20 protein-coding genes and 1 pseudogene are annotated in these 18,861 nt (G+C 58.3%); 18 read left to right on the forward strand and 3 right to left on the reverse strand.

Going from position 1 to position 18,861, the window contains the following annotated elements:
• Nucleotides 1–32 precede the first annotated feature (32 nt).
• The 3 genes from ACNA0I_RS00530 to ACNA0I_RS00540 are packed head-to-tail and all read left to right on the forward strand — an operon-like array spanning nt 33 to nt 3,052.
• Entirely contained in the window at nt 33–779 is a 747-nt protein-coding gene (locus ACNA0I_RS00530; RefSeq protein ID WP_415804112.1) for an SDR family NAD(P)-dependent oxidoreductase, read from the forward strand.
• Between the two features lie 10 nt (nt 780–789).
• Nucleotides 790–1,983 (forward strand): acyl-CoA dehydrogenase family protein, encoded by a 1,194-nt coding sequence (locus ACNA0I_RS00535; protein ID WP_415804113.1) that lies wholly within the window; start codon nt 790–792, stop codon nt 1,981–1,983.
• Entirely contained in the window at nt 1,976–3,052 is a 1,077-nt protein-coding gene (locus ACNA0I_RS00540; protein WP_415804114.1) for a phosphotransferase, read from the forward strand. Before ACNA0I_RS00535 ends, ACNA0I_RS00540 begins: the two co-directional genes overlap by 8 nt.
• 20 nt (nt 3,053–3,072) lie before the next feature.
• Here ACNA0I_RS00540 and ACNA0I_RS00545 read toward each other — a convergent pair whose 3' ends face one another.
• Nucleotides 3,073–4,038, reverse strand: a complete 966-nt coding sequence (locus ACNA0I_RS00545) for a GntR family transcriptional regulator (protein WP_415804115.1) — start codon at nt 4,036–4,038, stop codon at nt 3,073–3,075.
• A 259-nt stretch (nt 4,039–4,297) separates the two neighbouring features.
• Between ACNA0I_RS00545 and ACNA0I_RS00550 the strand changes: the two genes are divergently transcribed.
• From ACNA0I_RS00550 to ACNA0I_RS00575, 6 genes are all read left to right on the forward strand, one after another.
• Nucleotides 4,298–5,143 (forward strand): fumarylacetoacetate hydrolase family protein, encoded by an 846-nt coding sequence (locus ACNA0I_RS00550; protein WP_415804116.1) that lies wholly within the window; start codon nt 4,298–4,300, stop codon nt 5,141–5,143.
• A gap of 4 nt (nt 5,144–5,147) precedes the next feature.
• Nucleotides 5,148–6,320, forward strand: coding sequence for an alpha-hydroxy acid oxidase (locus tag ACNA0I_RS00555; RefSeq protein WP_415804117.1), 1,173 nt, complete (start codon nt 5,148–5,150; stop codon nt 6,318–6,320).
• The gene (locus ACNA0I_RS00560) at nt 6,317–7,090 is read left to right on the forward strand and encodes an acetoacetate decarboxylase family protein (RefSeq protein ID WP_415804118.1); all 774 of its coding nucleotides are present in this window, start codon (nt 6,317–6,319) and stop codon (nt 7,088–7,090) included. The genes ACNA0I_RS00555 and ACNA0I_RS00560 overlap by 4 nt, the downstream gene beginning before the upstream one ends.
• A gap of 1 nt (nt 7,091) precedes the next feature.
• The gene (locus tag ACNA0I_RS00565; RefSeq protein ID WP_415804119.1) at nt 7,092–7,862 is read left to right on the forward strand and encodes an SDR family NAD(P)-dependent oxidoreductase; all 771 of its coding nucleotides are present in this window, start codon (nt 7,092–7,094) and stop codon (nt 7,860–7,862) included.
• 31 nt (nt 7,863–7,893) lie between these two features.
• Entirely contained in the window at nt 7,894–9,198 is a 1,305-nt protein-coding gene (locus tag ACNA0I_RS00570) for an MFS transporter (protein WP_415804120.1), read from the forward strand.
• A gap of 187 nt (nt 9,199–9,385) precedes the next feature.
• Nucleotides 9,386–9,703 (forward strand): NIPSNAP family protein, encoded by a 318-nt coding sequence (locus ACNA0I_RS00575; RefSeq protein WP_415804121.1) that lies wholly within the window; start codon nt 9,386–9,388, stop codon nt 9,701–9,703.
• Nucleotides 9,704–9,764: 61 nt separating this feature from the next.
• On the opposite strand, the gene ACNA0I_RS00580 is transcribed toward ACNA0I_RS00575, so the two are convergent.
• Nucleotides 9,765–10,343: a TetR/AcrR family transcriptional regulator gene (locus ACNA0I_RS00580; RefSeq protein ID WP_415804122.1), complete on the reverse strand. Its 579-nt coding sequence runs from the start codon at nt 10,341–10,343 to the stop codon at nt 9,765–9,767.
• A gap of 149 nt (nt 10,344–10,492) precedes the next feature.
• Between ACNA0I_RS00580 and ACNA0I_RS00585 the strand changes: the two genes are divergently transcribed.
• The 4 genes and pseudogenes from ACNA0I_RS00585 to ACNA0I_RS00600 form a co-directional block, all read left to right on the forward strand.
• Complete coding sequence (locus ACNA0I_RS00585; RefSeq protein ID WP_415804123.1) at nt 10,493–11,197, forward strand: glutathione S-transferase family protein; 705 nt, start codon at nt 10,493–10,495, stop codon at nt 11,195–11,197.
• Between the two features lie 30 nt (nt 11,198–11,227).
• The gene (gene yghU, locus ACNA0I_RS00590; protein WP_415804124.1) at nt 11,228–12,106 is read left to right on the forward strand and encodes a glutathione-dependent disulfide-bond oxidoreductase; all 879 of its coding nucleotides are present in this window, start codon (nt 11,228–11,230) and stop codon (nt 12,104–12,106) included.
• Nucleotides 12,107–12,144: 38 nt separating this feature from the next.
• Nucleotides 12,145–12,434 (forward strand): RidA family protein (locus ACNA0I_RS00595; protein WP_415804125.1); only part of this gene is annotated, 290 nt, incomplete at its 3' end.
• A gap of 19 nt (nt 12,435–12,453) precedes the next feature.
• Nucleotides 12,454–12,531, forward strand: a pseudogene (locus tag ACNA0I_RS00600) (RidA family protein); the annotation flags it as partial.
• Between the two features lie 131 nt (nt 12,532–12,662).
• Here the strand turns inward: ACNA0I_RS00600 and ACNA0I_RS00605 are convergent.
• A complete protein-coding gene (locus tag ACNA0I_RS00605) occupies nt 12,663–13,442 on the reverse strand; it encodes a FadR/GntR family transcriptional regulator (RefSeq protein WP_415804126.1) in 780 nt (259 codons plus the stop codon).
• A gap of 134 nt (nt 13,443–13,576) precedes the next feature.
• Between ACNA0I_RS00605 and ACNA0I_RS00610 the strand changes: the two genes are divergently transcribed.
• The 5 genes from ACNA0I_RS00610 to ACNA0I_RS00630 all read left to right on the forward strand — a co-directional run bounded on the left by ACNA0I_RS00610 (nt 13,577) and on the right by ACNA0I_RS00630 (nt 18,857).
• Nucleotides 13,577–14,542: a Bug family tripartite tricarboxylate transporter substrate binding protein gene (locus tag ACNA0I_RS00610; RefSeq protein ID WP_415804127.1), complete on the forward strand. Its 966-nt coding sequence runs from the start codon at nt 13,577–13,579 to the stop codon at nt 14,540–14,542.
• A 66-nt stretch (nt 14,543–14,608) separates the two neighbouring features.
• Entirely contained in the window at nt 14,609–15,235 is a 627-nt protein-coding gene (locus ACNA0I_RS00615) for a glutathione S-transferase family protein (RefSeq protein ID WP_415804128.1), read from the forward strand.
• 67 nt (nt 15,236–15,302) lie between these two features.
• On the forward strand, nt 15,303–16,409 hold the full coding sequence (locus ACNA0I_RS00620) for an enolase C-terminal domain-like protein (RefSeq protein WP_415804129.1): 1,107 nt from the start codon (nt 15,303–15,305) through the stop codon (nt 16,407–16,409).
• Nucleotides 16,410–16,566: 157 nt separating this feature from the next.
• Complete coding sequence (locus ACNA0I_RS00625) at nt 16,567–17,745, forward strand: DUF1624 domain-containing protein (protein WP_415804130.1); 1,179 nt, start codon at nt 16,567–16,569, stop codon at nt 17,743–17,745.
• Nucleotides 17,727–18,857, forward strand: a complete 1,131-nt coding sequence (locus tag ACNA0I_RS00630; RefSeq protein ID WP_415804131.1) for a porin — start codon at nt 17,727–17,729, stop codon at nt 18,855–18,857. The genes ACNA0I_RS00625 and ACNA0I_RS00630 overlap by 19 nt, the downstream gene beginning before the upstream one ends.
• Nucleotides 18,858–18,861: the final 4 nt, after the last annotated feature.

The raw sequence follows: 18,861 nt of genomic DNA on the forward strand, positions 1-18,861 counted from the left end.
GCGGATCAATAGAACCAGAGGAGACAAATACGATGGCGTCATCACTATCCGTCGCAAACAAGCGGGTACTCATCACAGGCGCCTCCAGCGGCCTGGGACAGCACTTTGCCAAAACCTTGGCCGCCGAGGGTGCGCAATTGATCCTCGCCGCCCGGCGGCTGGACCGGCTGCAGGCCTTTGCCGACACGCTATCGTGCAGCGTGGCCCCGCTGTGCCTGCCCTTTGATGTCACGGATGCCGCCAGCCATACCGAGCTGGTCAAGCACATCGATACTCTCGATGTGCTGATCAATAACGCGGGCATCGTGCGCGAAAGTGCGGCAGCCACGCACAGTTCGGAGGACTGGGATGCCGTGCTGGACACCAACCTCAAAGGGATGTTTTTCCTGGCGCAATCCTTGCTGCCCGCGCTACAGGCCAATGGTGGCAGCATCATCAATGTGGCTTCCATTCTGGGTCTGCGCCAGGCGGGCGGCATCGTGTCCTATGCCGTGTCCAAGGCTGGGGTCATCCAGCTGAGCAAGACGCTGGCACTGGAGTGGGCGCGTTATGGCGTTCGCGTCAATGCCCTGGCGCCGGGTTATATCGAGACCGAGATCAACGCCGATTTTTGGCAATCCGACGCCGGTAAAGCATTGATCAAACGTATTCCGCAACGGCGTCTCGGCCAGCTCGAGGATCTCGATGGACCCTTGCTGCTGTTATGCAGCGACGCGTCGCGCTACATGACAGGCTCGGTGCTGGTGGTCGATGGCGGCCATCTCGTCAACACGCTTTGAGGAAACAGGCATGTACACCCCCTACCCCAGCGAACGCAGCCGCGAAGCCGGTGAACGCGTTGAGGCGTTTGTGCGTAACGTCGTGGTGCCTTATGAGAACGATCCGCGCCGCACTGCACATGGCCCGACATCAGAACTGGTCGAGGAACTGCGTGCCAAGGCTCGCGCTGCCGGTGTAATGACGCCGCACATCCTGTCCGATGGCAGCCACATGACGCAGCAGGAGACTGCTGCCGTGCTCAAGCGTTCAGGCCTGTCGCCACTGGGACCGATAGCGGTCAACACCATGGCGCCCGACGAAGGCAATATGTTTTTGCTGGGCAAAGTCGCCACCCCAGCGCAAAAGGCCAAGTACCTGGACCGGCTGGTCAGTGGACACGCGCGTTCGGCCTTTTACATGACCGAACCTGCGGTCGACGGCGGTGCGGGATCCGATCCTTCGATGCTGCAGACGACCGCCGTTCAACAGGGCGATAACTGGATCATCAACGGACGCAAGATGTTCATCACCGGTGCAGAAGGCGCCGAAGTCGGCATCGTGATGGCACGCAGCAATACCGGCGACAAAGTCCAAGCCACGATGTTCCTGGTCAAACTGCCCCATCCCGCCATTCGTATCGAACGCATCCTCGATACCATAGACAGCTCGATGCCCGGCGGCCACGCCTTGATCGTCATCGATAACCTCATCGTTCCACAGGAAGACGTCCTCGGCGAAGTGCACGAGGGTTTTCGCTATGCGCAGATCCGCCTGTCTCCGGCCCGCCTGTCGCATTGCATGCGTTGGTTCGGCGGCGCCGCGCGCGCGCACGAAATCGCGACTGCATATGCCGTCAAACGCAAAGCCTTCGGCAAGCCGCTGATCGATCACGAGGGTGTGGGCTTCATGCTGGCCGATAACTTGATCGATCTGCAACAAGCCGCCCTGATGATCGATTGGTGCGCTGGCGTACTGGATTCCGGCTCTCAAGCCACCACTGAAAGCTCCATGGCCAAGGTCGCGGTATCGGACGCACTATTTCGCGTAGCAGACCGCTGCGTGCAAGTCATGGGCGGTACTGGTGTCTCGCGTGACACCATCGTCGAACAGATCTTTCGCGAAGTCCGTGCGTTCCGCATTTATGACGGCCCGACCGAGGTCCACAAATGGTCGCTGGCGAAAAAGATGAAACGCGATGCTTTGCACGGAGGCTCGCATGAGTAAGGCGAGCGGCAACTTCGCAGGCACCACGGCCATCCGACCCGAGCATCGCATCGACCAGGCTGCTTTAGAGGCGTGGATGCAGGCCAACGTGGAGGGATACCAAGGACCGCTGACGATAGACCAATTCAAGGGCGGGCAATCCAATCCGACCTATCGCCTGCAGACACCGGCTCGCAACTATGTCCTGCGACGCAAACCGCCAGGCGTATTGCTGAAAGGCGCGCACGCCGTAGAACGCGAGGCCCGCGTGATGAGCGCACTAGGGACTGTAGGTTTCGCAGTACCACGGATCTATGGCCTGTGCACCGATGACAGCGTCATCGGCAGCTGGTTCTTTGTCATGGACATGGTGGAGGGGCGCGTATTCTGGGATGCCAGTTTCGCCGACGTACCGCGTGAAGCACGCGCTCAGTACATGGATGCCATGAATGCCACGCTGGCAGCGCTGCACCAGATCGACTACACCGCTATCGGCCTGGGTGACTACGGCCGGCCCGGAGGTTACGTCAAACGCCAAATCGACCGCTGGTCCAAGCAATATCTCGAGGATGATCTCGCGGGCCGTCATCCGGCGATGGACCAACTCGTCCAATGGCTGCCCAAACATCTGCCCGATACGGAGGATGTCACCATCACGCACGGCGACTTTCGGGCAGACAACATGATTTTCCATCCGACAGAACCCAAGGTACTCGCGGTGCTGGATTGGGAGCTGTCCACCTTGGGTGATCCTCTAGCGGATTTTGCGTATCACGCCATGATGTTCCGCATGCCGCCGGACATATTGGGAGGGATCGGGGGGCTGGACTTGCAGGCCTCGGGGTTGCCCGATGAACAGGCCTATGTGCGGGCCTATTGCGAACGCACTGGGCGCGCGGGAATTCCCGACCTGGATTTTTACGTCGTCTTCAACATGTTCCGCTTTGCCGCCATCCTGCACGGGATCAAGGGCCGTGTGCTGCGGGGAACAGCAGCCAGCGCGGATGCAGAGGCGATGGGAAATCGGTTTACGAGAGTCGCCGATATCGCGTGGGAACAGGTCGAGTCGCGAGCGGCAAGATCAGCTTGAGCCCGGCACACACCGTCGCATCACAGTTTTACCAAATAGGGGGGCATTTCCATCGGTTTGATCGATGATGCGCCCTGAAAACGCTTGAGCCAGCGATCATCAGCCTGCCGCAGATGCTCATGCAACGCGCGCGCAGCCTGAGCCGGCTTGCGATCCAGCAACAACGTGTATATCTGCACATGTTCGCGCAGGGCATCCTCGATCAGGCTCAATGGGATATGCAGTACGGGGTCAAATAAATACCGGGTTGGCACAAACAACACTCGGGTACGCCCCAACGCGTGCAGAATTTCCTCATTGGGACAATGCGATAGCAACGTGACATGCAGGTCATGTTCGACAACGTCAGTATCGAAGCCCTCGCGCGGAAATCCATCCAATGCATCCAGCGCCGTAGCACGCGCACGCTCGAGATAGCTCATCGAAACATGCGGTGCAGCCTGACGCAATGCCTCGGGCTCCAACATCCAGCGCAACTCATATAAATGATGTGTCTTGTCCGGAGTAACGTTCGCAGCAATCCAGTGCCCCAGTGAATCCTTGCTGACCAATCCTACGCTATGCATGCGCGCCAGCACATCGCGGACCACCGTTCTGCTGACCCCAAAATGCTCGGCCACGCGCTCTTCCACAATGCGCACGTTGGCAAAAATCATTTGTGTGCACAGCTCACGCTCCAACTGGCCATACATGCGTTCCCACTGCGGCACAGGCATGATCTGCACGTTATCCAGCACAGCACGACGGGGCAATCCCGTCACTGGCGCAACGCCCTTGCCGCGTACGCCAATCACCTCATAACCACGTCCGGCCGACTCACGAATCAGTTTCTCTTCACACAAGGTCCGTAATGCGTGACGCGCAGGCGATCGACTGATGCTGAATGCCTTGGCGACTTCAGCTTCCAGCAATTTCTCCCCCGCCTGCAGACGGCCTTCATCAATCATGCTCTTCAGCAACTGATAGGCACGGTCTTGGATGGACATTCTGTCCAATGCCACGGAAGGATCGTTTGTAGGTTTCAACATACTGTCTTGGTCATCGTTTGCATATCCGCCCATGTACTCCTTGCGCGCAATGGTATCGCGACTGCCGGGCACGCGTCAGGCGGGCACTATCCGAAAGTGTCTCATGCAGCACAACAGCGCATCCTTCGGGATTACCCTACTAAAATGTACATTGCACACAATGTACATTATTCCTATCGCCAATGTCCTGGCGACCAAATTTCTGGAGTGAATCGATATGAAGCTGGTACGGTGGGGAAACACGGGAACCGAACACCCCGGGTTGCTGGATGAAAGCGGCCAGATTCGCGATTTGTCGAGCCTGATCGACGATATCGCAGGCGCAAACCTGTCAGACGAGGGTTTGGCACGCATCGCCGCCACGGATCCGGCCAACCTGCCCATCGTCGCGGCGCAGACTCGTCTTGGCCCTTGCGTAGGCGCCATTGGCAAGATCATCTGCATCGGGCTCAACTATCGGGATCATGCCCGTGAAGCCAAACTGGCCGAACCCAAAGAACCCATTATTTTCTTCAAGGCCACCAGCGCCATCATTGGTCCGCATGATCCTATCGAGTTTCCCGCAAATGCAGAAAAAGTCGACTGGGAAGTCGAGCTTGGTGTAGTCATCGGCAAGACCGCGCGTCGTATCAATCCAGCCCAGGCGCTGGATCATGTGGCAGGTTATTGCATCGTCAACGATGTGTCCGAACGCGCCTGGCAAATGGAACGCGGCGGTCAATGGGATAAAGGGAAGTCCGCTGATACCTTCGCCCCTATCGGCCCTTGGCTGGTAACGCGCGATGAAGTCACGGACCCTCAACGCCTGCCCCTATGGTTGGACGTAGACGGTGTGCGCCGTCAGGACGGTAACACCGCAGACATGATCTTCGGCGTTGCCGAACTCATCGCCTACGTCAGCCAGTTCATGAGCTTGCATCCCGGTGACATCATTGCCACCGGCACGCCTGCCGGCGTAGGTATGGGTTTTGCGCCACCCGTGTATTTGCAACCGGGCCAAACCCTGCAACTGGGCATTCAGGGGCTGGGCACGCAACAAAACCGCACGCAGTCGGCGGCTTGACGACATGGCCAATGTCATTACCTGTGTCGACGACTTGCAGGCTATCGCCCGCAAGCGGGTGCCACGTCTTTTTTATGACTACGTCGATAGTGGTTCCTGGAGCGAGTCTACCTATCGCGCCAACAGCAACGACTTGGCTCGCCTGAAGTTTCGCCAGCGAGTGGGATGTAATGTGGCCGATATCCGTGTCAATGCCACCATGCTGGGCACGCCTGTCACCATGCCTGTCGGCTTGGCGCCGGCGGGTCTGGCGGGCATGGTCCATGCAGACGGCGAGATCCTGGCAGCACGCGCAGCTGCCAAGTTCGGCGTACCGTACGTTCTGTCCACCGTCAGCATCTGCTCGATAGAAGATCTCGCCCGTCACACCGCACAACCGTTCTGGTTCCAGATCTACATGCTCAAAGATCGCGGCTTCATCGAGCAGTTGATCGAACGCGCCCGTGCAGCACAATGTTCCGCGCTGGTACTGACCATGGACCTGCCCATTCAGGGACAGCGCCACAAAGATATCCGCAACGGTTTGTCGGTGCCGCCGCGCATTACGCTACATGGCCTCTCAGCATTGCTGACGCGCCCGCGCTGGTGCGCATCCATGCTGCGCACCCCTCGCCGCACATTCGGCAATATCGTCGGTCATGCTAAAGGAGTATCCGACACGCTGGGTTTTTCCGAGTGGGTCAGCCGGCAATTCGACCGCACAGTCTCTTGGAAAGACGTGCAATGGTTAAAACAACGATGGGGAGGCAAGCTCGTCGTAAAAGGCATCATGGATCCGCATGACGCGTGCCGCGCCATTGATGCGGGCGCCGATGCCGTCGTGGTATCAAACCACGGCGGCCGCCAATTGGATGGCGCGCCATCCAGTATTCGAGCCTTGCCCGCCATCGTGCAGGCCGTCTCGGGCCGCGCTGAAGTTTACGTAGACGGCGGCATTCGCAGTGGCCAGGACGTACTGCGCGCCCTATCGCTAGGCGCTACCGCAGCCTTCGTTGGCCGAGCCTATATGTACGGCCTAGGCGCCGCGGGACAAACCGGTGTCACGCGCTGCCTGGAAATCCTGCGTCACGAACTCGAATCCACCATGGCCCTCTGCGGCCTGACCGATATCAACAATGCCAGTCCAGATGTAATCGTCAATCCCTATATCCAATCCATGCAAGGAGACCACGCATGACCGCAATGTTCGGAAACTACAAGATGCACCAGAACAGTGGTGTGAACCCGCCTTACTCCCCCGCCTATCCTGTTGAATGGGAATGCCCACTGCGCACACTGGAAGTCATCACCCGTGTAGAGCGTAGCAAGATCGAGAAACTCTTGTCGGATACGCCCTTCGAACTGGTCAATGACCGGGTTGCCTTCCGCTTCATGTTGTCGCCTGGTCATACGCTGGCTGTCCACGCCGGCCAAATGTTCGATCTGATGGTGACCGTACCGGTGCGCTATCAGGATCTATTCACACAGACACACATTTTCATGTACTGCAGTGACCCCATGGGGATCTGCGCGGGCCGCGAACTCTTTGGCTATACCAAAAAAGACACTCACTACGCGTTCGATGAAACCCGCGACGGACAGATTAGCGGATGGGTACGCCGGCGTGGCGTACAACTGGTCGACTACCACTTCACACCCGACCCAGACGCACCGCTGATCCTGCTGACCGACGAGGCCGAACAGCCGGCAGGCGAAATCCATGTGCGCCGTTTGCCCGACCCGGAAAAGGTCGGCACCGCCTACGCCGACGTGGTTTACCGGCGCACGCCGTTGCAATACAGCAAGCCGCTGTCCGGCCGCATCGACTGGACGCTGCATGCCAGCGAGTACGACCCTATTGCCGCCTTGGAGCCTGAAGTTCTCAGCGCACACTTTATGACCTCCAACGTCTATGGCGGAGGCTTTGCCGTAGAGGATCGCCGCTTGCTGCAACGACTGATTCCCTGACATGACCCACACAGGCGAACCCGTACGAACGGTGCTCGTGACCGGTGCCGCTGGCGGCATCGGCACTGCCATCGCCTTGACGTTGGCGCGTCAGGGCTGCCGGCTGCTGCTCACCGATCACAATGTCGCCGCGCTACGGGACACTCAGCAACAGTGTCAGGCCCTCGGGCAGCACATCGAGATCCGGGCGTTGGACGTCACATGTGAAGAAAACGTCGCCGAGACCATCCAGCATGTATTGGCTCGCCATGGTCGGTTGGACGGCGTAGTCAGCAATGCGGGCGTAGCTGGCGTGGTGCAGCCGATCGCTGAGTATCCCGTCGATGTCTTTGCTCGCACCATGGCGGTGAATACGACGGGTACTTTCTTGTGCCTGAAATATGCCTTGCCAGCGTTACGCACATCGGACAGCGGCAGTTTCGTGGCCATCGGCTCGACCTCCTCTATCCGAGGTCGGGCCGGCCTGTCCGGCTATGTAGCCAGCAAGCACGCTGTCCTGGGACTGGTACGTAGCGCAGCATTGGAAACCGTTGGGTCCAACGTACGGGTCAATGCCGTACTGCCTGGCCCTACGCAGACCGCCATGATCGACGCCATCAATGTCATGGCCGGCCAGAGCGATACCGCAGTCAATCAAATTCAACGCGCTGTTTCCGCCCCCTACGGGCAACCGGCAGACGTGGCCAACATGGTGGCATTCCTGTTGTCCCCCCAAGCACGCCATTGCAACGGCGCGGCGCTGGTCGTCGACGGCGGCAGCACGCTCGCCTAATACCCCCTACAGAATATTCCGAGGAGACATCATGCAAACCGCCACCACCACTTTGCCCGCCAGTCGGCGGGAACCCGCACAGCACAAGCGTGCGTTGATAGCAGCCTGCATAGGAAACTTTATCGAGTATTTCGACTTCGTCATCTACGGCTATTTCGCGACGGTCATCGCCCGTCTGTTTTTCCCGGCCGATGATCCCGCTGCCAGTCTGCTGCTGACATTTGCGGTCTTCGCCATCAGTTACGCCTCGCGTCCGCTTGGCGGCATCATATTCGGGCATCTGGGAGATCGATACGGACGCAAAACGCCCCTGGCCGTGGCCATCATCCTGATCGCAGCTGCGACTACCTTGATCGGCGTAATGCCCACCTATGCCGCGATCGGGATTGCCGCTCCGATTCTGCTCACCACACTGCGACTCATACAAGGTATCTCCGTAGGGGGTGAATATGGAGGTGCGACCTCGTTCATTTCGGAATACGCGCCCCCCAACCGCCGCGGGTTCTACACTGGATGGCAGACATTCACCATCGGCCTGGCCCTTTTGGTGGGCGGCGGCGTAGCATCCCTGATCACGGCAACACTGACAACGGAACAGCTACACAGCTGGGGCTGGCGCCTGCCGTTCCTGGCAGGCGTCCCGCTTGGCTTAGTCGGGCTTTACCTACGCCTGAAACTCGAAGAAACACCACACTTTACGTCAGTACAACAGCACGCCGAAATCGAAAAAGCCCCTCTACTGACGGGTTTGAAACAGGAATGGAAATCCATTCTCATCGGCATGGGTCTGATCTCCGCACCGTCTGCGTGCATCTACATTTATTACATCTACTCGCCCACTTACTTATCCAGCGTACTGGGATTCAGTCTGGCCGATGCCCAACGCGCTAATCTGTACAACCTTGTTTTCTATTGCGCCCTACTGCCCTTCTTCGCCCTGCTCAGCGACATTGTCGGCCGCAAACCCTTGATGCTGATCAGCATGATTGCCGTGGCCCTGATTACTTATCCGGCCTACCATCTGTTGGATCCGAAGGATTTCAACCAGACCGTGTTCGCCCTGTGCCTCATGAGCCTGGCGTTCGCCCCCCATTCTGCCACCGCACTATGCGCCATGTCGGAAATCATGCCCACCAAGTTGCGTTACACCGGACTATCGGTCAGCCTGAATATCCCCGTCACACTGCTGGGAGGCACTGCGCCTTTCCTGGCGACATACTTTGTGTCGCGTACCGGCAACCTGCTATCGCCATCGTGGATTGTCATCGGCGCAGCCGTTCTGACTTTGATATCGGTACTGGCCTATCGCGAAACGGTAAAAACAGGATTGCGCTGATCTGACCGTTAACGGTCCGGGCCTCCCACTACCGCAAAAAAGTCCTGGACGACATCTGATCTGTCCTAACGCGCCGTTCCCTTGGCTGCGTACAGTACCACTCGTACTAATTCGCCACCCAAAGGCAAAAAGTGCAAGTGGCTGTCGCAGCCTGGCATCAATACTCATGCTACACGAAGGAACACGCATGCTTTACGACGTCCGTACCTACACCTGCCGCCCCGGCACGATCAAAAAACATCTCGCCCTATATGCGGAGCATGGCTACGAGATACAGAGCCGGCATCTGGGCAAGCCCCTGGCCTATATGCAGACCGAGACGGGCAATGTAAACAGCTACATGCACATCTGGGTCTATCAAGACGCCGCTGACCGCGCAGCGCGGCGCCAGGCCTTGCAAAGCGATCCAGAATGGGCGAGCTACCTGACCAAGAGCGCCGAAGCAGGCTATGTCGTCAGCCAGGAAAACCGCCTGATGACCCCGGTGTCATTCTTCACCCCCTGACGTTCAGCAGATCACGTCCCGGAAAAGAAGGCGACTGGAGTTACTATACGGATTGGCAGCCCTAACTTCTCAGCAATGCTAAAGCAGTCTTAACCGCTCCTTCCAGCAACGCTTTTTCCGGGCGTGCTCGGGCCAACACACGCACACCCATCAACACACTGAGCAAATGGCGAGCCAATTGCTCTGCGGGCAACGCACGCGTGACCGTCCCGTCAGTCTGCCCTGCAGTGATGCAACGTAGAAAGAACATCTCAATGTTCTTCAATGCATCGGCAATGGTCCTTCGAAACTCGGGATCATGAGGGGCGAGCTCCAACGCAGAATTGACCAGCATGCACCCCTTGTGTTCGCGATCATTCAGCGAACGGCTCAGAATCTGGTCAAAAAAATAGGCGATGGCTTCGTGAGGCGGGAGCGTTTCGCCTTTCTGTATCCGCTCTGTGATGTGAACCACATAGCGATCAAGCGCGGCTCGAAACAGCCCGCGTTTATCCCCATAGGCGTTGTAGAGACTGGCCGCAGTGATTCCCGTCTCGCAAGTGAGGTCTTTCACGGACGTGGCCTCATAGCCTTGCGACCAAAAGCAATGCATCACCGCATCGAGCAGCACATCCTCGTCGAACTCTCTGGGCCTTGCCATATCGTTTTCTGATCCCGTCATGGCATCGCAGTGCTTGCCATTCTTTTGCTGTTGAGCGATTATAGAATGGTTGTACTAAAACTCAATAGTACAAACCCCGTTCCCCCTTTCCTCCCCGGCATAGACGCCGAGGTTGCTCGGAGCAAAAGATGATCCGATTCTATTTTCATCCCACGCCGAATCCCGCAAAGATCTCACTATTTCTCGAGGATGCCGGCCTGCCCTACGAAGTCTTCCCGGTCGATACCAGCAAGGGCGAACAACATACGCCTGCCTTCCGGGCGATCAACCCCAACGGCAAAGTTCCCGCCATCGTCGACACGGATGGGCCCGATGGCAAAGAAGCGCGCGTCTTTGATTCCACCGCGATTCTGCTCTACCTCGGAGAAAAAACCGGCAAGTTCATGGGCTCCGCCCAAGACCGGCCAGAGTTGCTCTCGTGGCTATTGTTCCTGGCATCCGGCCTGGGCCCATTCTCGGGACAAGCGGTACATTTTCAGTTTGCCGCACCGGAGGGCCTGGACTATGCCGTCAATCGCTATCGGCGCGAGGCGGAACGTCATTATCAGGTGTTGAACGACCACCTCGAAGGGCGCAACTACATCGTCGGTGACACGTACACGATCGCAGATATGTCGGCTTGGGGCTGGCTCGACCGTGCCTCGCGAGTACGCAAAGGTGCGGACGATCCTCTGGCGCCCTTCCCCAATCTCAAGCGTCTCTTTGAAACCGTTGAAGCGCGCCCAGCGGCTGCGCGAGCACGCGCCGTAGGCCAGGACCACGAGTTCAAGCGCGTCAACGACGAAGAAACCAAACGCGCGCTCTTTCCCTCCAACTATCCCCCGGCCGCCTGAGCGGCATCGACGCTATCCCGGAGCATCAGCATGGCAGACTCTCCCGAATATGTCCCACCAAAGGTCTGGACTTGGACCCAACCCAGCGGCGGTCATTTCGCCAGTATCAACCGGCCCATCGCGGGGCCGACGCACGACAAGGAATTGCCGGTCGGCCGGCATCCGCTACAGCTCTATTCGCTCGGCACGCCCAACGGCGTCAAGGTCACGATCATGCTGGAGGAACTGCTGGCGCTGGGGCACACTGGCGCCGAGTACGACGCGTGGCTGATCAATATCCGTGACGGCGATCAGTTCGGCAGCGGATTTGTCGACGTCAATCCCAATTCCAAGATCCCTGCCCTGCTCGATCGCAGCGGCTCCGAGCCGATTCGTGTGTTCGAGTCAGGCTCGATCCTGTTGTACCTGGCCGAAAAATTCGGTGCCTTCATCCCGAAGGCTATCCAGGGGCGTACCGAGACGTTGAACTGGCTGTTCTGGCAAATGGGCAGCGCCCCTTATCTGGGCGGGGGCTTTGGTCATTTCTATGCCTATGCACCGACCAAGATCGAGTACGCCATCGATCGTTTCGCCATGGAGGTCAAACGTCAACTCGACGTACTCGATCGGCGGCTGGCCGAGAGCGAGTACCTGGCTGGCAACGACTATACGATTGCCGATATCGCCGTGTTCCCATGGTACGGCGGGCTCGCGAAAGGCTGGCAATACGGCGCCGCAGAGTTCCTCAGCGTCCAGGACTACAAGCACGTCCAGCGCTGGGCCGATACCATTCTGGCGCGCCCCGCAGTACGCCGCGGCCGTATGGTCAATCGCATGAGCGGAGAGCCATCCGAACAATTGCGCGAGCGCCACGACGCGGGTGACTTTGAAACCAAAACTCAGGATAAGATCGAACCGACACGATCCTGACGATCATTCACGCCCGTCCACGCGCAAAGGAGACCCCCATGACCGATATCGTACGCAGAGAGTCCAACGAGCGCTTGAGCCGAATCGTGATTCACGGAGATACCGTGTATGTGGCGGGCGTGACATCGAATGCCGCGGGAGGCATTACCGAACAGACCCGCGATGTGCTGAAGAAAATCGATGGCTATCTGGCACAGGCCAAATCGGACAAGTCCCGACTCTTGTCCGTGCAGATCTGGCTCAAAGACATCGAACGCGACTTCGACGGCATGAACGCCGCCTGGGCCGAATGGGTGCCGGCGAACGCAATGCCTACGCGTGCGACGTGNGNGGCCAAATTGGCCTCNCCGGAGCTGCTGGTGGAAATCATTGTGACTGCGGCCAAGCGTCCGAAATATCGGGGCGGGCCGATGTCTGAGGCGTGATGAAGCTCTAGCGCCGGGCCATCATCTGTCGCACGCCGTTTGCGGTTCCGGGTGATGGCTGGCGCACCAGCACATTTACTCGATCAGGACCTGACATGCTCCTGGCCGGAGGTACCTACAACATCCGCCCATTACCGCTTTCTCGCAGGCAGAAAATTCTCGTCCAGCGTTCTCATCCTGGAATTGTGGATATGCTCACGCATTGCATCTCGTGCCGCCTCAGGTTGCTGATCACGAATCGCCTGGAAAATACATTCATGCTCGCGCTGCACCTGCTGGCCTCGTGTCACCGCGCTGGATAACGCCAAGCTGCGCATGACACGCATGTAGTCGAATATCTGCTGGGAAAGCGACTGCAGCGTCGTCACGAATAGATCGTTGCCACATGCCGCCGCAATCGCCTGATGAAAACGGTAATCGGCATCGTTGCCGACTTGACGTGCCTCGAAAGCGATTCGCATATCTTCGAGGGCTTTGGCCATGATGGCTAGATCATCGTCGCTGCGTCGCGCCGCAGCCATATAGGCCGCATCACCCTCGATTGCGCTGCGTAGCTCCATACAACGCACCAGTTCCGCCAAGCCTCCTATCGGAGCCAGCCGTATCAACTCTGGACTGGGGCGCTTTCGCACATAAGACCCCGCGCCGCGCTGCGACACGATGACGCCATCAGCCTGCAGGCGAAACAGTGCCTCGCGAACCACCGGCCGGGAAACGCCGAACGTCGCACATAAATCGAACTCCGACGGCAGCCGGCTTTCTTCGGGATATTTCCCATAGGTGATCTGCTGCAGCAGACGATCGTAGAGTTGATCGGCCAGTCGAGGTGGGCGCGCTGCACGCAGGTCCTCGTCGGAGGGCTCATGGGGAGGCGTCTTCCGCGAACGGTTATTTGTCGGAACGCTAGCCATAAAATAGTTGCCTGACAACTTAACAATGATGTAATTTACCAAACAAATAAATCGTCGGCCACGACAGCCGAGAAGACGAGTTTGACATGCAAAGCATGCCAATCGGTAGTACGAACAAAATTCGGAGACAAGCAATGTTGAAAAAGCTGTTATGCGCGGCTGGCATCGCGCTCGGACTACCACTCGTTCCTATCGCCGCGAGTGCGCAGGGCGGGCAACCGGTGCAACTGGTCGTGCCGTACAACCCCGGCGGCGGCTCTGACCTGTTCGGCCGCATGGTCGCACCAGCGCTGGGAAAAGCGCTGCAAGAAACAGTCATCGTTGAAAACCGCGCCGGAGCAGGCGGCATCATCGGCACCGAAACTGTCGTCAAATCAACGCCCCCAAACAAGATGCTGCTGGTTTCGGACTCCGCGGTCTATAGCATCATTCCCTCTCTTTATGCTTCTCTGAGCTACTCGCGCAAAGACTTGATTCCCGTGGCCAACCTGGCGAGTTTTGGCAACGTACTCGTGGTCCCCGCCAACTCCCGCTTCAAGACGTTCCAGGACGTGCTCGAAGCCGCCCGCAAAACACCAGGCAAGCTCACCATCGGCTCTTCCGGCGCAGGTGGCATCACGCATTTGGCTGCAGAAAAACTCATGGAGCAGGCCAAGATCAAGCTGGTGCATGTCCCCTACAAAGGCAGCGGCCCCGCCATTTCGGATACCGTAGGCGGTCATATCGACATGGTGTTTACGGGATTGCCGTCGGTATTGGAATTGCTACGGGCAGGCAAGCTGCGTGCTCTGGCGATCGCGACGCCCAATCGCTCCCCCTACGCATCAGACATCCCGACCATCAGTGAAGCTGGTGTGCCGGGATTTTCCGCGATGATCTCGCAAGGCCTGTTTGCACCGGCAACGATGCCGGCGGCAGATATCCAGAAGCTTAATCAGGCGGTGCAGGATTTCATGCGTGATCCTAAAACGGTGGAGACGCTGAGAAAAATGATGGTCGAGCCTGTGTACCAGTCGGCCGCTGAATACAAACAATGGCTGGATGCGGAATCCAACGACTGGGCCGGATTGATCAAACGGGCAAACGTGAAAGTGGAATGATCCGACGGAAACTGGCCGCATCGCCAGCAAAGCGCTGTCACCCCACATCAACAGAAAGGTAAATGAATGATAGATGTCTACGCTTGGCGTACCAGCAACGGTCTACGCGCTACGATCGCTTTAGCGGAATCAGGGTTGCCGCACCGCGTGATCCCTATCGATGTAGGCGCGGGTGCACACAAGACACCGGAATATCTAAAGATCAATCCGGCCAGCCAGATTCCTGCCATCGTGGATCCTGACGGCCCGGATGGCCGCCCTCTCGTACTGGCGCAATCGGGAACCATCGTGCTCTATGTGTGCCAGAAATCCGGCCGCTTTGTGCCTCAAGACGCAGCAGGACAGGCCCAGGCAATGCAATGGGCCTGGCAAGCCGGCACCGACATTGGCGGCACCAGCGCCGCCATGAACCAGGTAGAGGTCGTTTCCCCGGAAAAAGTCCAGTCACACATCGATCTCTTTCGGAAACGTTTCCTGCGCTATTTCGGCATTGTCGAGCAACATCTCAAAACGCGCGAGTATCTGGCGGGTGCGATCAGCTATGCCGACTTCATCCTCTACCCCAACTATGCGCTACGCCGCAATCTGCTGGATCCTGGAACATATCCCGCACTGACCGCATGGGCGCAACGCATGGCGGCACGGCCTGGCGTCATCGAAGGTATGCGCCTATATACCGAAGCAAGTCAATGATCGGCGAGGCTACTGCCGGACTACTGCATTGAGCCGGACAGCACAGGCGCCCCATAACGGAGTATTCATGAAGATCGACAATGTCAGCGTCACCCTTTTCTCTTGGGATGACATCCCTCCTACCAGCTACGCCGCCCATACTGGCAAGTTCGCGGGATCAAGCAAAATGGGTCTGCTATCCATCCAGACCGACGACGGCGTGACCGGGCATGCGTTTCTGGGGTCCGCGTACTATCCCGCGGACTTGGATGCCCCTAATCTGATCAAGTATCTCAAGCCCATCTTGATGGGCCAGGATCCTCTGGATCGGGAGCGGCTGTTTCAAGCCATGTGGCGTCGCGCCCGCACCACCACCATACGCACGATTGGCGCCTGCGACGTGGCGCTATGGGACATTGCCGGTAAAGTCGCAGGTCTGCCCATCCATCGCCTGATCGGCAGCTATCGCACCAAGATCAGGGCTTACGCCAGCTCCATGATTTTGGACTCGGCTCAGGAATATGCCGACGAGGCGTTGCATTATCAATCCTTGAACTGGGCCGCCTACAAGATCCACCCGCCTCATCCCTGGCAAGAGGATATCCGCGTATGCCAAGCGGTACGCAAGGCGGTCGGCGATGATTATCTGGTCATGCTCGATGCCGCGTGGGCATATCAGTATCCCGAGGCCGTCCGCGTTGGCCGCGCTATCGAGGAATTGAATTACTACTGGTACGAAGATCCGCTACAGGATTCGGACCTCTACAACTACGTAAAACTCAAGCAGCAACTGCATATTCCCATCATGGCCACCGAGGCCCCGGCAGCTGTGCTCGATGCCTATGTGCCGTGGATTCAGCAAAATGCGACTGATTTCCTGCGAGGGGATATCCCGCTCAAAGGCGGCATTACCAGCATGCTGAAAGCCGCTCATCTGGCCGAAGCCTTTCGCATGAATTATGAAATTCACCATGGTGGAAACTCGTTGAACAACGTGGCTCAGTTGCACGTTGCAATGGCGTTGAAGAATACCGAGTTCTTTGAGGTGCTCTTACCCGCTGGCGCGCAGAAGTACGGTCTGATCGAAGACATCGAACCTGATGCGCAGGGGTTTGTTCACGCTCCGACCGAGCCGGGGCTCGGCGCGAAAATCGATTTTGATCTTATTGAGCGTAAGCGTATCGCCGTATTGTGAGTCCGGCATGGTGAGGCAGGCAGGTGCTGCATCGGCCTGCCTGGACGAGTAGCGTGACAGGGTGCCCCAGTTGTATTGGAATGTTATTACATTACAATACAGCCACTTTTAAGCACCGACGCATTTGCCGCATCGCCGGCACGCCTGCCACCATTACATGTCTGCCGTCCAGCCTCACTCGCCCCACCCTTCTGCCGCCTCTCACCGCCTGTATTCCATCGATGCCTTGCGTGGCTTGGTCATCGTCATCATGCTGTTGGATCACGTCCGAGAAACGTTCTACCTGCATTTTCAGGTGGGCGATCCGATGGATGCCGCGGCCACGCCGCCCGACCTGTTTTTTTCCCGTTTGCTGGCTCACTTGTGCGCCCCGGTTTTTGTTTTACTGACCGGCATTTCGGCTTGGCTATATGGCGATCGCGCCGGTAGCCGAGCCGCCACGGCAGCATTCCTGGCCAAGCGTGGTCTATTCCTGATCGCGCTGGAAATCGTGGTCGTGAACTTCGCGTGGACGTTTGCGTTTCCGCCATCGGTCATTTATCTGCAAGTCATCTGGGTCATCGGCCTGAGCATGCTGGCCCTGGCAGCGTTACTGTGGCTGCCTCGCCCTGTCGTGGCCGGCGTGGGATTGCTGCTGGTCGCAGGGCACAATCTGCTGGATTCCGTCCACTTCGCACAAGATCACTGGGCACACATCCCCTGGGCCGTCCTCCACGATCGCGGCTGGATCGAAGTGAGCGACGCGTTGCGTCTGCGCACCTCATATCCTCTGCTGCCCTGGATAGGCGTCATTGCATTGGGATATGCCGCCGGTCCCTGGTTTCACGCGAGAATCCATTCAACGGCGCGACAACGCGGCCTGCTTTATGGCGGCTTGGGAGTCTTGGCAGCGTTTATCGTACTGCGTGCAATCAATGGCTATGGCCAAGCCCAAGAATGGGGGATGCAAGACGACACGATACACACACTCATGAGCTTTTTGAACGTGACAAAGTACCCGCCATCGCTCATGTTCCTGTTGCTGACCCTCGGCCTGGGATTGGTGTTGCTGGCGTGGATGGAACGTGCAGGACGAGCCGCGTGGATACGCGTCTTGTGCGTGTTTGGTGCCGCACCCATGTTCTTTTATCTGCTGCACCTTTATGTTCTGAAAGCTCTATATCTGGCGTGCGTTGCGATATGGGGATTGAACCAGGGCGACTACTTTGGTGTGTCTGGCGTGCCTGCTTTGTGGGTCATTTCGATATTGCTGGCCGCGGCGTTGTTTCTGCCCGTGCGCTGGTATGGCCAACTGAAAGCGCGTCGTCGTGACATCACTTGGCTGAAGTATCTGTGATGCACAGCTGGCTACGGAACGCGGCAATCCATGCCGGATGCGCGACTGCCGCCTGTACGCCGTACGTCGCACACGCACAATCGCAATCGCAGAAACTCGTGCTGTATGGCGTCATCGATCTCAGCATAGCGGGCATCAGTTCCCAAGAGCAAGGCACATCGATCTCCATGCAAAGCGGCGTGCAATCGGGATCGCGATGGGGATTGCGCGGCACCGAAGACCTGGGCTCGGGCTGGCGTGCGAACTTCAATCTGGAAAGCGGCATTCTGGCGACCAATGGACGGTCCGCGCAGGGTGGCCGGCTATTTGGGCGCGCCGCCTGGGTGGGCTTGTCCGGCCCCATTGGAGAGTTACGACTGGGGCGTCAGACCTCGGCATCATCCGCTACGCTGGCTGAATTTGATCCGTTCCTGGCCTCCTATCTGAATACCGGTGCGCAGACCGACCTGTTGCCGTTCAATGCGAATCGCGCCGACAACATGGTGTCCTATTGGACGCCATCGTGGAACGGATGGCGCGCCGGCGCAGACTATAGCTTCGACTACGACAGTGCTGGCGGGTTCGCCACGGATACCTCCAATAAGCTGGCCGGCGCGGCGGTCGTCTATGAACAAGACGCCTACGCGATGACCTTGACGCACGAGCGCGCCCACTGGGCAGAAAACACCCCACAGGCCCAGGCGATGGCTGCCCAGGGCGCCGCACGCCAGCCTTATTCCACGACGGCCGCGGTGCGTGCCACCTGGGAGGCGCTGACAGTCTACGCCGCATGGTCGTGGATACGGCACGGCTCCACAATTCCCGCCGTTCCGTCACCGGGGCAACAGGCGTATTTTCCCGATAGCACGGTACATGGACTATTAGCGGGCCTGACCTGGCGTGTGGGCGCAGGCTCGGTCATGGCATCCTGGCAGGCGAGTGTGCCGCAGAACGACGGTGCATTGGCCGCAGCCAATGCCACGCATCACCAGCAAGTCTATTCACTGGGCTACACCCACGAACTGTCCAAACGCACGGGCGTCTACGCCATTGCGGGATACTTACGTGGTGCATGGGACGATCCGTCCTGGCACCAGACGCAGTATGCGGTGGGGCTGAGACACCGGTTTTAAGTCC

This window comes from Bordetella muralis (genome assembly GCF_965139205.1).
Classification (GTDB): domain Bacteria; phylum Pseudomonadota; class Gammaproteobacteria; order Burkholderiales; family Burkholderiaceae_B; genus Bordetella_A; species Bordetella_A muralis.